10 protein-coding genes are annotated in these 12,840 nt (G+C 38.3%); all 10 read right to left on the minus strand.

Going from position 1 to position 12,840, the window contains the following annotated elements; genetic code table 11:
- Positions 1–31 precede the first annotated feature (31 nt).
- The 10 genes from ACFOOI_RS01320 to ACFOOI_RS01365 all read right to left on the minus strand — a co-directional run bounded on the left by ACFOOI_RS01320 (position 32) and on the right by ACFOOI_RS01365 (position 12,758).
- Positions 32–583, minus strand: coding sequence for a hypothetical protein (locus ACFOOI_RS01320; RefSeq protein ID WP_379834113.1), 552 nt, complete (start codon positions 581–583; stop codon positions 32–34).
- A 163-nt stretch (positions 584–746) separates the two neighbouring features.
- The gene (locus ACFOOI_RS01325; protein ID WP_379834115.1) at positions 747–4,553 is read right to left on the minus strand and encodes a hypothetical protein; all 3,807 of its coding nucleotides are present in this window, start codon (positions 4,551–4,553) and stop codon (positions 747–749) included.
- A gap of 6 nt (positions 4,554–4,559) precedes the next feature.
- The gene (locus ACFOOI_RS01330) at positions 4,560–5,561 is read right to left on the minus strand and encodes a hypothetical protein (protein ID WP_379834117.1); all 1,002 of its coding nucleotides are present in this window, start codon (positions 5,559–5,561) and stop codon (positions 4,560–4,562) included.
- Between the two features lie 5 nt (positions 5,562–5,566).
- Positions 5,567–5,935: a LytTR family transcriptional regulator DNA-binding domain-containing protein gene (locus ACFOOI_RS01335; protein ID WP_379834118.1), complete on the minus strand. Its 369-nt coding sequence runs from the start codon at positions 5,933–5,935 to the stop codon at positions 5,567–5,569.
- A gap of 111 nt (positions 5,936–6,046) precedes the next feature.
- Positions 6,047–6,970, minus strand: a complete 924-nt coding sequence (locus tag ACFOOI_RS01340; RefSeq protein ID WP_379834120.1) for a hypothetical protein — start codon at positions 6,968–6,970, stop codon at positions 6,047–6,049.
- Between the two features lie 113 nt (positions 6,971–7,083).
- A complete protein-coding gene (locus ACFOOI_RS01345) occupies positions 7,084–7,755 on the minus strand; it encodes an ABC transporter ATP-binding protein (RefSeq protein WP_379834122.1) in 672 nt (223 codons plus the stop codon).
- An 8-nt stretch (positions 7,756–7,763) separates the two neighbouring features.
- Entirely contained in the window at positions 7,764–9,026 is a 1,263-nt protein-coding gene (locus tag ACFOOI_RS01350) for an ABC transporter permease (protein ID WP_379834125.1), read from the minus strand.
- Positions 9,026–10,108 (minus strand): efflux RND transporter periplasmic adaptor subunit, encoded by a 1,083-nt coding sequence (locus ACFOOI_RS01355; protein ID WP_379834128.1) that lies wholly within the window; start codon positions 10,106–10,108, stop codon positions 9,026–9,028. The genes ACFOOI_RS01350 and ACFOOI_RS01355 overlap by 1 nt, the downstream gene beginning before the upstream one ends.
- Positions 10,109–10,332: 224 nt before the next feature.
- The gene (locus ACFOOI_RS01360; protein WP_379834130.1) at positions 10,333–11,355 is read right to left on the minus strand and encodes a proline iminopeptidase-family hydrolase; all 1,023 of its coding nucleotides are present in this window, start codon (positions 11,353–11,355) and stop codon (positions 10,333–10,335) included.
- Positions 11,356–11,417: 62 nt separating this feature from the next.
- Positions 11,418–12,758, minus strand: coding sequence for a GH1 family beta-glucosidase (locus ACFOOI_RS01365; protein ID WP_379834132.1), 1,341 nt, complete (start codon positions 12,756–12,758; stop codon positions 11,418–11,420).
- Positions 12,759–12,840: the final 82 nt, after the last annotated feature.

The raw sequence follows: 12,840 nt of genomic DNA on the forward strand, positions 1-12,840 counted from the left end.
ATAAAGGTTTCAGTTAAAAAAATAAGTTTTCTTACCTGCATCGCTGATTTTGGGTAATAAAATAGCGTTTTCCATTTAGGTCTATTTCATTTGAAGCAGTCCGTTTGTTTATTCTAAATTCCCTTGTTAATCCATTGTTTGCTTTTAACTGGAGCGTAAAAACATTGCCATTTGTCACAACTTTCCAAGTTCCTGATCCGCCATTTGCAGTAGCCGCACTGAAGTTTCCTCCGCTGGTGTAGGAGGTGTCGTCGCCATTGGCGTAGGATCCGTCAGAGCAAAGGTCAAAAAACCATTTTTCTGAGTAGCCATTGCCAGTGTATAGGTACAAAAGTCTTTTTCCTTTTATTCGCTCTGCCCAGGGGATTGATTCTTTAGTAGTGCTTGTTGAAGTTTTTGCTACGGGTTTTGCCTTAAGTGGCGTTATTGTCTCTGAGGTTTTTAGCATCGGAATATCCACGCCTTCGGAGGTGAAATAAAATTGCCCCAAAACCTTGGAAAAAGAAAAGTTAATCGCCCTAGAATTAAAATCATAATTGCCATTAATGTAGCCCAAAACATCGGTGGCTGTTCCGCTATACAAAACCCCTTGGAAAAGTAATTTGACCTGATAGTCTTGAGTTTTTTTTCCACCGTCATTAAAAAATCATACTGTTTGTTTTCAAAAGTACCGTTAAATTTTGACTGGGCAGATGTTGAAAAATGGCATAAGAATAGCACAATGAGGGTATAATTGTTCATGGGTTTCATGGGTTTATGCAGCCGCCTATTTTTGCTTCGAAGGTTTTATTGACAGTTGCTTTTATTTCAAAGCCAGGCTGGAGTTCTATGCCTCCTTCTGAGGTGTAGCTTGCCGGATTAATTACTGATCTATTGCTTTCCAATAATTTATAAGCGAATTGTTTTGTTGGTAAATCATTCAATACACTTCCTTCAACTCCTGAAAGCGTTAAAATGTCTGCATATCGCTTTAAGTGAACCGTGCTGATTCTTGAAAAGCATGTTTTTCCCATTAATAAATACCTAAAGCTTAGTTTTATACTATCAGAAAGTACAGTTTTGAAAAATTGACTAGTTTGGCCATTTGACCACTCAAGCTGGCTAGCGTAGGAGCTGTATTGGTTGGCAGAAGGTGGGCCATATGAGTTTATCCCAGTATGGACACTTGCTGTGCTAGCACGAACAAAGACTGTTTTGCAGAATTGATTTTCATCCGGGTTTTTAAAGATTGCCTTATTTAACTTTAGTAATACAGGGTATCGCTGGTTTATTCCGCCTATATCCAGATAATTTATTGAGCAATTGAAGGTACGTGTAATTGTGGGCATGCAGAAGAGATCACCGCTTTCTGTTTCTAACAAAGGGGTTGAAACATCATAGCCGCAGCTCCCAAGTATATAATCTGTAATGATATCACCATTTTGATTCAATTCAATAAGCCATACATCTTGAACAAAGATTTCATTCAGCGAGCCATGGGAGAACCCTGGCGATTGGCGTTCAAAACTAGGAGTGATGGTTTTGGTATTTCCTAAGAATACTAGGTTTCCCTCAACAGTACTGTCCATAGCCACCAAAACCTCATCTTTGATACCACCGAGTGTTTTATCCCAAATTTTTTGCCCATTGGCGTTAGTTTTTATAACCCAAAAATCATTTTCTCCTCTTGCATTCTGACTTTTTGCCCCCGAAATTTCCGAAGCCGAATGTCCTGAGAATATGATATTTCCATCTTTTAAAACTAGGGCCTTAATAGCCGTTTCGTTGGAATTACCACCATAAACTTCTTGATGTAGGATGCTTCCGTTGGCATCAATCCATATCGCCCAATAGTCTTGGCTATTATTCAGATTGGCTACAGTTTTGTTCCCGCTTATTCCCGAGTTGGATGTGCCAAAAAGTAGAAATAAGTTATCATTAATTTTGGATATACTTTTTAACTCGTCTTTCTGGTTTCCGCCATAGGTAAACTCAGCTAATTTGTTACCGTTTGCATCAGTTTTTACAACCCAAAAATCCTCTTGTCCGAAGTTGGCTGTTGTTTTATTTCCGGAAATCCCAGAGGTGGTGGTTCCTGCCAAAAAAAGTGTACCGTTGCTTGTCTTTGTAACAGACGAAATGATATCTATTCCAGTCCCACCAAAGCGTTTGTCATAAACTTTATTGCCAGAGAAGTAATTGTATTTTATCATCCAAAAATCCAATGAACCAAATCCTGCTTGGCTAATATCTCCGCTTATCGGAGAATCAGAATACCCAAACATCAAATAGGTATGAGGCTCGGTTTCGATAAAGCCGTTCATCCAGTCGTTTCCAGAACCTCCAAAAAAGGAAAAGGTCCCGCCACTATTAGTGGTTAGGCTTTGACGAATAAAAAAGTCACTTTCGCCTTTTTGAGTAAGGTTATCAGCAAAAATTGGCCCATTAGAAGAGCCAAAGAAAAGCCTACCACCTCCAAAAAGAGACTTCATTCCTACCAACTGTGCACCATCATAGGTGTTTATGAAATCAACTTTTGATAAAGACCTGTAATTGGCCGGGAAAGGTAATGTTGCAGCTTCCAAAGGGGAAGGATTTCCTTTAAATCCATTTGAATTGGCTACTAATTGATTGCTCGTATTCCCTAAACATCCATCTGAGCATCTTGCTGTAATAAAGCTTGTTCCTTCTAAAGCATGTGTAATCGAAGGTCCGATTTTGCCATTCCACCAAATGGTTTGACTGCTACAACCTGTGGCAGATAGGTGTAGTGTGTCCCCACCACAAAAAGTAGTGCTCAGATTTTCTTGTGCACTTATGGTTGGAACCCCCACGTCTATTCCACCGTAACTTAGGTTTAGCACGGCAGAGGGTATATCCACACAAGCTCCGATACTTCCTTTAACCAAATATTGTCCTGACGAATTATTTACCATTAGTTGAGATGTAGTTTCACTTGGCAATAAAGTAGTATTCTTAAACCACTTGTAAGTAATTGTTTCCTGAAAATTATCGTTTGCCTGCAGGTTTACCGAATTTCCCGTACAAACCAGTAAGTTATTGGTACTAGTTTGAGGACTTATGGACATACTAAGGTTTCGGTTAGAAATTCTGATACTATCTGAATCAAAAGAAAGACAAGAGTTAGAGAAAATAGAAAAGTTTACCTTGGCTTTATAAACACCTGGTTGAGTGGTACTTTGAGTTGAACTACTCGAATTAACCGTTAGTGCGTTTCCATCACGAAACCACGAAAAAAGTGCAGGAATGCCAACAGGTAAGTTTGAATTGGCGGAGTCGATAGAAATCACAAGGTTCTCATTGCAAAGCATTTCAGGTTTTGAAGACTTTAGCTTAATGATTGTGCCGCCCACAATATTCACCTGCACTTCTGGAGAACTGATGTTTGAGCATTCAGCGGTAGATAACTTTACGCTGTATTTTCCACTTTCTAATGCCGTAATAGAAGAATTGGAGGAGTTTAAGGCAATTCCATTACGAAACCATGCTAAACTGCCATTGAGTTCCGGATTGGTTTTTAGGGCATTCAAGGGTAGTGGGTCTGTACATGAAAGCAAACCATTTGGAGCTGAAATGCTCACCCCGGGGCAGTTAATAAAAGACTTGTTTGCTACGATGCTCCATTTGCCATTGGCATCTTGTCCACGTAAGGTAAGCTGATGAGAGCCAAGTCCTATGGAGTTTGGAACATTAAATAGTGTATTGCCAGCACTTATTGAAAGGCCTGGGGTAATAGCAATTTGTGTACCCTGACCAAATCCTGGGTCAGCACCAATAAAATACTCAAGTTTGGTAATGTTTTGAACATTAGAAAGTTCATTTGTTATATAAAAGTTTTGAGCATGCACCACACTCCATTTGCCATTTGCATCTTTTCCTCGTATAAAAAACTTATGAAAGCCCAAGGGTAAATTCGCAGGAATGGGAATGTTTAAGGGTGTTGTTACAGATGTGGATGGCGTTATCGGAATGTCGATACCATTCCCAAATCCCGCATCGACATCAATAAAGTATTCTAGTTTTACAATGTTTTGGATTGAAGGTAAGTCATTGGTTTTGAAAAAACTCTGAGCAAATACGGTACTCCACTTTCCTGAAGCTTCTTTTGCTCTGATAAAAAATTTATGAAAACCATTAGCTAAATCAGAAGGCAATGCGATATTTAAACCTTGATTTACCGTAGTATTAGGAGTAATAGGTATATTTATTCCTTGCCCATAGCCTGCGTCAGTATCAATAAAGTATTCAAGTTCAACAATATTTTGAATTGTAGGTAAATCATTGGTTTTGAAAAAGTTTTGAGCATTTACCATACTCCATACGCCATTTGAATTTTTAGCTCTAATGTAAAATTTATGAAAACCCGATGTTAAACCAATAGAAAGTGGAATACTGAGGTTTGCTGAAACCGTACTGCCACCTGTAATTGGTACGTTTATACCGCTTCCAAATCCAGGGTCTGTATCAATAAAATACTCTACTTTTTGGATGGTTTGGGCAAAACATAACCTCGACCACCCCAAAAATAAGATGGTATATAGGATATTTTTCATGGCTATTTAGTTATTTGACTGAATAGTTATACTTCCTGAAAGCCCAGAGGTAGTTGAACCTATGGTACTTAAAAAAAAGTTTTTAATAACAGGAATACCAGCTTGACCAGACAATCTATACGGGTCAGTTCCTCCAAAAGGGCCAATATTTTGCCCTGTGTTACCAGTTCCTATGGCAGGGGAGCCAACTTTTAATCGATAGTCTTTATCAAGTAGAGGGCTTGATGATTCAAAAATATTAGCTAGAACAGCGTTCTCAATGTTATTTGAACCTGGTGTGCCGAAAACACCAGCTATCTTTATACTAAAACTAAATGTTGAATTAGTACCCACATTATAATTATTAGTTCCCACAATACTGTTGGTAAAAGTACCATTCACAATACTTTGCACTCCTCCCAGAAAACATTGGTCAACCAATGGATTAATTTGATTAAACATTATATCTTGAATAATACAATTTTTGAATATATTGCTACTCCCATTTCCATTAATATCTCCATGTCCTCCACCGTTTAAACTAAAAAAGCACTGTTCTACAATATTTGATGATGAATTTAATACTAAATTTCCGCTGCTACCTAAGGGAGTAAAAAAACATCTTTTGAATAATACATTTGGAGTATTTACAGTAATGTCACCATTAAATCGTAAACTTAAAAAAACAGAATTTGAAGCTCCGGAATTTATAGAAAAACTACCTGAAATGATGGATTCATTCAAACTAAAAGACAAGGGACTAATTAGATTGGCATTTGTACCTTTTTGATATCCATCACCTATAAAAACAATCCTTTTGACAAGTGGCCCAGTCAATGGGTAGCTTGTGGTGGAAGGTTCAACATATAAAGTATCGCCATTAGAAGCATCATTTATTGCAACATCCAGTGAGGTATAGACCAAATTGTTAACAGTTACAATTCCAGGATTATTATTAACCCGACGAATAGTGGCAAAAGCATTTGCATAAAACCCAAATGCGATAAGTGTAAAAAAAAGTTTTTTCATGATTTTTATTTTATTATTTGAATAGCATTAATTAAATCGATTCTTTTTCTTCTAGAAATAACACACTGATTATCATGTGTTAAATAAGCTTTTGTGCCGTCTATAGACTTGAGGTATCGGGTGTTTATGATATGGGACCTGTGCACCCTGACCATGTTTCTTACACCCAAAAGTCGCTCTTGTAATTTTTGAATATTAGTGCTTACTATAATCCTTTTGCCATCATTTAAATGAATATAAGAATAGCTCGTCTCCGCCGATATCATCACTATTTCGGACGAGCTCAAGTAGGTTCTGCTACCTACATGGATTTGGCTAAAAGGCGAAAGTCTTTTGTCTGTCGTCTCTATTATTTTCTTTCTCTGTGTTTTCATGTTATTGTTTTTTATCAAAGCAATTTATAGCCTCTATTATATGACCCGAAAATCGGACGCTCTCAGAGATTCCCGAATTATTAAATGCAACAGAACCCGATGCAGAATTCCTTAAAAAGTCGGTGCTATTTTATCTCCAGCATTCAGTTTTATTATAGCAGTGTAGGTATGAGAATTTTCTATGTTACTCCCTTGTCTAAAAGACAGAAATAGGGGTACACTTGGCGTATTGCCGACACCTACCGTGTAAATACCAAAGGTGAAGTTATTTGCCGATAAAAAACCACCTACAAAATCAAATTGGTAAATACCATCTACTGGAGCTCTAAAATAATGGAAGTCGTTATCGCCTTGAATATCCACAAAAACAGTGGCATCACAGATATCAAATACTTTCGTGACGAATGGTAAAAATTGGACTGTGCTGCCAGAAATATCTGCTTTTAGAGTTCTTGTAAGGGAAAAGCTACATTTGCTTATACAGTTGCCATCTGCCCATTTGGCATTGCCGGTTTCGTCTGTAGAAAATAAAATATAACCTGGTTTTTCGTTTATATTTTGAAGTCTAATGTTTCCGATTGAATTAAACTCAAATCCACTTAAGTCACTGTTTTCTAATGTAAATGCATTATCTGAACTCGAAATTCCGCCATAATATGGAAGACTCAAACTAAAACTAGGGAATGTGGCCCAAACGGCGTTTCCGTTTGCATCAGAGGAGCGGAGGTATCGGCCGGCTGCGGCACCCGTAGGAATCTGTAAACTTCCCGGAATTTTTACTTTTACTATTGGCGAGCTAGGGATTATTTCTGTGGAGGTGCTGCCTATTTGCCAAAATGCTGAGCTTAAAGGTATGGACTGCCAACTGGCATTTCCTTTGGCATCTGAAGTTAGTACTTTTCCAGAGGCTTCGTTGTGGTTTTTTATCCGAAGTTTAGAATTGATGATTGTTGAATCCGTACGTAATTCTACGGTTTGTGCTTTTGTGATGTAAACACCAATGAACACGAATAACAATATAAATGAAACTCTCATAGCTTTGTTTTGATTTGGTACAAAGCTAGTTTTGCTTATTGAGCGGTGGTACTACTAATGTTAGTAGGGTTTTATCAAATGGTTAATCTTAATAGTGGATTTGGGTTAGTTTTTCACAAAATCATGCCGTCTTCCATTTCTATTATTCGGTCCGTTTTTCGTGCGAAGTCTTCGTCGTGCGTAACTATGAGTAGCGATAGGTTTTGTTCGTGGCTGAGTTGTTTAAATATATTAAATACATTTTCGGCGTTTTTACTGTCCAAATTTCCGGTAGGCTCATCGCCCATAATAATTTTGGGGTTATTTATAAGTGCTCGGGCTATGGATGCCCGCTGCTTTTGCCCTCCCGAAATCTTCGATGCTTTTTTGTGAGCTTCATTTACGATGCCGAGCATGTCGAGCTTTTCCATCGCATTTTTTTTGATTACCGACTCACTCTCTTTGCCTAGTTTGAGGGCAGGAAGCATCACGTTTTTTAGAACGGTAAACTCCGGCAATAAGTAATGAAACTGAAACACAAAGCCAATCTTTTCGCTTCTGATACGGGCTAGTTCGTCGCGGTGGAGGTTCGTCATTTTTTGACCATCCAAAAAAAGCTCCCCCTCATAACTGGTGTCCATAGTAGAAAGTATATAGAGCAGCGTAGATTTTCCACAACCCGACTTACCCATAATAGACACAAACTCTTTGGCCTGTAGCTGAAATGTGATGTCTTTTAAAACCTGAAATTTGACAGGCTCTATAAAGTACTTATTGATATTTTTGGTTTCTAATATTGGTGTCATGCTAGGGTTTATTGTCCTCTGATTATTTCTACAGGATCTATTTTTTCGGCTTTACGAGCAGGCAGGTAACCCGCTAAAAACGTGGATATTAAGGCAAAGCCAATTCCCGCGAAATAAAACATGGGGTTGTAATTTATCGGATAGGTTTTGATGGTTGGCAGTGCTTCGGTTACAAACGGTACGTTGTCTATAAAAGCCGAGCCGCCGTAGCCAATGGCGATACCTAAACTGCCTCCTAAAAGGCCAATGATGAGGGCTTGGGTTATAAATATCCATTTGACATCGGCACCCGTAAATCCGGTCGCTTTTAATATGGCGATGTCATTCATTTTTTCATAAATAAACATGTTCAAAATATTATAAATACCAAAACCCGCTACTATCAAAAGCGTAATAGAAACTGCATAAGAAATCAGGTTTCGGATGCTTGATCCCGTGTCAAACTGAGCATTGGCAGTTTTAATATCCAAGGCATTTACTTCATACAAACTCTCTATAGTTTTAGACATGGGTACCGCCTGATTCATGTCAAAAAGTTTCACATGTATTCGGGTGATATAATTGCTTCCCATACCTAATATTTGCTGTGCCATGTCGAGGTTTACATAGCTCTGAATGTCGTCTACCTCCGCTAATCCACTCTGATAGATACCCGATATAATTAGGGAATATGTAGAACCACTTGTGTTCATCACTTGGATTTTATCACCAATAGTAAGCGAAAGTTTTTTTGCAATGCCTGATCCTAACAGTATCGCGTTTTTTCTTTTCAAAAGGCTGTTTATGTCGCCCTCAACTATATAGTCTTTAAAGTTAAAAAGTCTTGCTTCTTCGGCTACCTCAATGCCGTTTATTACACCGCCCAGTTTGTTAGAGCCCGCCAAATAAAACACTTTGCAGGTAGTTTGTAAACTTGCTCCGTTTACTTTTTTGTTGTTTCTTAGTTCGGCCAAAAGGGGCAAAGCATTGTGAATCCGTTCAAGTTTTAATTTGGGTTTTATAGAATGAATATAATTTAGATTTCCATCTATTTTGCTTAGCTTATCTATGGGTTGGGTTTCGGAAGGTTCTATTTTGTTAAAAAGCTGAATATGAGGTGTTCGGTTAAGTACAAGGCCGTCCAGGAGGTCGTTTAGCCCCGTCATGAAACTCATCAAAATAATAAACGTGCCGATACCGAAAGTCACGCCCAAAGCTGCCACAGCGGTCTGCTTTTTCTTCGAAATTAAATGTGTTTTTGATATGTCTAAAATTAGTTTTAAGTCGCTCATTATTTTTTCTGTTTTATCAAAGTGGTGGTAGAATCTATTCCTGAGATAATCTCAACAAACTCCATGTTTTTAAGTCCAGGAACCACTTCTTTTTCGCCGTCTTCGGTCATTACTTTATTTCCTGGAAGCAAATAATCTGTTGGAATAGTGAGCACACCTTTCCGCTTTGAAATAATAATATTAGCCTCTCCCGAAAGTCCGTTATAAAGTTTTGGTGGGTTTTCTACAAAATGACTTTCCACTTTAAAAGTCTGCGTGGCCTCGTCTTTTTTAGGGAATATCTTCGTGATTTTTGCTTCAAATACCTGTTTCGGATATGCATCTAGCGATATGGCGACTATGTCGCCTACATTTATTTTGGTAATGTCTATTTCATCAATATCCATTTTGATTTTAAAAGTGCTCACACTTCCTATCTCTGCAAATGGCTCTTGTTGATTTATGAGCTCGCCCACTTCTTTAAATAAATTATAAACCCTTCCCGAAATTTCAGATTTAACCGTGTATTCTTTCAAAGAAGTTCGTTCTGAACTTACTCGGTTCGCAGCCTTTTGGTACGAATTTCTGAGATTTACAGAAGTCTGTGCATATTTTTCCTGAAGCGACTTTAACGTGTTTTGTGAAGTTTTATAGGTGATTTTTGCTTTGTCAAAATCTAAGGCTGAACCAATGTTTTGTTTCCAGAGATTCTCTTGTCTTCTAAAGTTAATAGAGTCGAGTTGCAGCTTTTGTTTCTGAGTTTGAATATCAAGTTGTATGTTTTTTAAAAGACTTTCTTCTCCGTTTAGGTTTGCCTTGGTTTGGGCCAAATCTAACTGTGCGTCTATTATTCTATTGTCTACTAATGAGGTCGTTACTTTAAATAATACTTGCCCTTTTGTTACGGTGTCTCCTTCTTCTACTGCTATTTTCTCTATTACGCCCGGCATGGTTGTATACGGAAAATACGACTCCTCGGGTCCCACCGAAACGGAGGCATAGACCGACTCCGTGATATCGTTTAAGCTAGGTTTGGTTTTTTCGTTGTCAGACTTACATGCCAAAAAGAGTACCGAACTTATAATGAAAATGAAGTTTCTCATAAATGATTGTGATAAAGTATTTTTTATAATACGATTTCGAGGTTTTTTGATTCCAAAACAACAAAGTAGGCTTTGCCCTAGCCGTGTATGTAAAGCAAGCACTTTTGGGCGTGTTTTTATATGATTTTACTCATACTATCAGCTGACATGTATAGACTGCGGGTATAAACAAACGCCATAATATAAGAATGGGTAGGCAGCTTAATAGCAATAAAAACTTCAAGTTATTTCATGCCCGCGTCTACCTCTTTTATGAATTTTATTACCCCATCCATAAATACCTTTTGGTCGTCCCACATAGCGAGGTGGCTACCGTTGGGACAATAGAGATAAGAACCATTTTGCACCATTTTGCTCTGTTCTTCCATGGCTTTGGGGTCCATGGTGTCGTGTTTTGCACCTATCATTAACGTAGGTGTTGTTATTTCTTTCAGTCGGTTTTTTATGTCCCAATTGGCAAGTCTACCACTTATACCAAACTCGCTCGGTCCTTGCATAAGGGTGTAAATTTCACCGTTTACGTGTTTCATTGCTCTATTAAAGCCATCCGGCCATTCTTTAAGTCTACACAAATGCTCTTGATAAAAATTAGGGATCAGCAGTTCCATGTATCTCGGATTAGCAAAGTCTTTTTTGGCTTCCAAAGCTTTAACTTCGGTGAGTACCTCGGGTTTCATTTGCTTGCCTAGTACCTCTTCGGCGTATTTGCCATACTCAGGAGCACTTGCTACCATGTTGGCCACTATCATTCCCTTTAAATTCTTTTGATACTTTAGTGCATATTCCATGGCCAATATTCCGCCCCAGGAGTTACCCAATACATAAAAATTTGTGCTATCGGCGTTTATGGCTTTTCTGACTTGTTCTACTTCTTCCACAAACCTTTCGGTTGTCCAAAGGCTTAGGTCAGTGGGTTGGTCGCTGTAGTACGAACCCAACTGGTCGTATTCATAAAACTCAAATGCTTCTTTTTGGAAAAACGTCTCAAAGCACTCCATGTATTCGTGGGTCATAGCTGGCCCGCCATGAAGGAGCAGGATTTTGATTTTGGGGTTACTGCCAAAGCGTTTGGTCCAAACTTTAAAGTCTCCCACAGGCGTGGTTATGGGTATCATTTTTACACCGCCTGCTTCCACTTCTTCTCCATAAGAAAAGTAGGTACTAAGTGGGCTTTCTTTCTCAGTTTCGGTTTTTGGTTTACAAGAAATAAAAAAGAAAAAGCTTAAAATCAGGAGGGTTACTTTCATTTGGCTATGTCTTTAAAGTGTTTGAAATTTGAATAGGTATTTCAAATTTACAAAAAAAACACTTACTTTTTAAGAAATGATTTTAGCCAATAAGCAGATTTCTTTAGTGTTCTTTTTTGAGAAATAAAATCATTGTAGATAATTCCGAAGCGAGGTTTTATGCCATCGGCCCATTCAAAATTATCCACCAAAGTCCAGATGAAATAGCCTTTGAGTTTTATGCCTTTTTTTATCGCTTTTTTACAAATTTTAAAGGTCTTTTGAAAATACTTAATTCTGTTTTGGTCGTCTATTTCTCCATTTAAAATTTCTTCGTCAAAACATTGACCTGACTCTGTAATATAAATCTGTTTTACGTTTTCGTAAGCACTGTATTTTTCTAACATTTTCATAAGGCCTTTCGGATAAATCTCCATGCCCATGTTATTTATTTTGGCGTTTCTTTTTTCGGCGGCAATCTGGTTTGCAAATAGCAGAGGTGGGAAAAGGCTGTACTGGGCCACTATTCTGAAATAATACTGAATACCAATAAAGTCAAAGTCAAATTTCATAAGGTCTTGGTCGCCGAGCTCAAAGTATTTCTCAATTTTTTTTAGCCCCGGAATCTCATCTGTGGGGTAGCCCAAACCCAAGGCCGGCTCAATAAAAAAGCGATTTAAAAGTGCATCTAGCCTTTTGGCGGCTCCTACATGCCTTCTGAAAAAGTTCTTTGGTTTCACTACTGAACACGAAAAAGTGGTTCCCACAGAAGCCTCTTCTACGTTTTTGCGTATTATTCTGCCACCGATGGATTGGCATAAAGTAGCGTGATGTGCCGCAGGCAGGAAATTGCCCAAACCCCTACGGCCTGGGGCGTGTATGCCCATGAAATATCCCAAACCTACAAAACTCATGGGTTCGTTAAGCACCATCCATTTTTTTACTTTGGTGCCATATTCTTTGGTGCAAAACTCAGCAAAGTACGTGAACCAGTTTAGAACCTCGCGGTTTGTCCAGCCACCTTCGTTTTCCAGTACTTGGGGCAGGTCCCAGTGATATAAAGTTACCCACGGCTCTATCTCGTTTTTGAGGCAACAATCTATCACTTTGTGGTAGAATTTTACACCTTTTTTGTTTGGTTCGCCTATACCATCCGGAAATATCCGCGACCACGAGAGCGAGAAGCGAAACGCACCAAGATTTAATGCTTTGATTTTTAAAATGTCTTCTTCGTATTTAGTGTAAAAGTCTGTGGCGATGTTTCCGTTTCCTTTTGTAAATTTCTTGTCGTTTGTGAAGGTATCCCAAATCGAGTTTTTTTTGCCGTGTTTGTCAAATGCACCTTCTGTTTGATAAGCAGATGTGGCTACTCCCCACACAAATTTTTTTGGAAAATCTTTAGCCGTAATTTTACCTAAAGGCATTTTATAAATTTAAATAAAATAACGCAAATCTACACTCTATATATCTTTTTAGGCCGATTTGTATGCTATCAGAATATTAAGT

The organism is Lacihabitans lacunae (genome assembly GCF_042649125.1).
In the GTDB taxonomy this organism is placed as follows: Bacteria; Bacteroidota; Bacteroidia; order Cytophagales; family Spirosomataceae; genus Leadbetterella; species Leadbetterella lacunae.

What these genes read in the sequence shown, in the direction of transcription:
- ACFOOI_RS01340 (WP_379834120.1), bottom strand. Translation starts at nt 6,970, where the DNA reads ATGAGAGTTTCATTTATATTGTTATTCGTGTTCATTGGTGTTTACATC.
- ACFOOI_RS01325 (WP_379834115.1), bottom strand. Translation starts at nt 4,553, where the DNA reads ATGAAAAATATCCTATATACCATCTTATTTTTGGGGTGGTCGAGGTTA.
- ACFOOI_RS01345 (WP_379834122.1), bottom strand. Translation starts at nt 7,755, where the DNA reads ATGACACCAATATTAGAAACCAAAAATATCAATAAGTACTTTATAGAG.
- ACFOOI_RS01350 (WP_379834125.1), bottom strand. Translation starts at nt 9,026, where the DNA reads ATGAGCGACTTAAAACTAATTTTAGACATATCAAAAACACATTTAATT.
- ACFOOI_RS01355 (WP_379834128.1), bottom strand. Translation starts at nt 10,108, where the DNA reads ATGAGAAACTTCATTTTCATTATAAGTTCGGTACTCTTTTTGGCATGT.
- ACFOOI_RS01365 (WP_379834132.1), bottom strand. Translation starts at nt 12,758, where the DNA reads ATGCCTTTAGGTAAAATTACGGCTAAAGATTTTCCAAAAAAATTTGTG.
- ACFOOI_RS01335 (WP_379834118.1), bottom strand. Translation starts at nt 5,935, where the DNA reads ATGAAAACACAGAGAAAGAAAATAATAGAGACGACAGACAAAAGACTT.
- ACFOOI_RS01360 (WP_379834130.1), bottom strand. Translation starts at nt 11,355, where the DNA reads ATGAAAGTAACCCTCCTGATTTTAAGCTTTTTCTTTTTTATTTCTTGT.
- ACFOOI_RS01330 (WP_379834117.1), bottom strand. Translation starts at nt 5,561, where the DNA reads ATGAAAAAACTTTTTTTTACACTTATCGCATTTGGGTTTTATGCAAAT.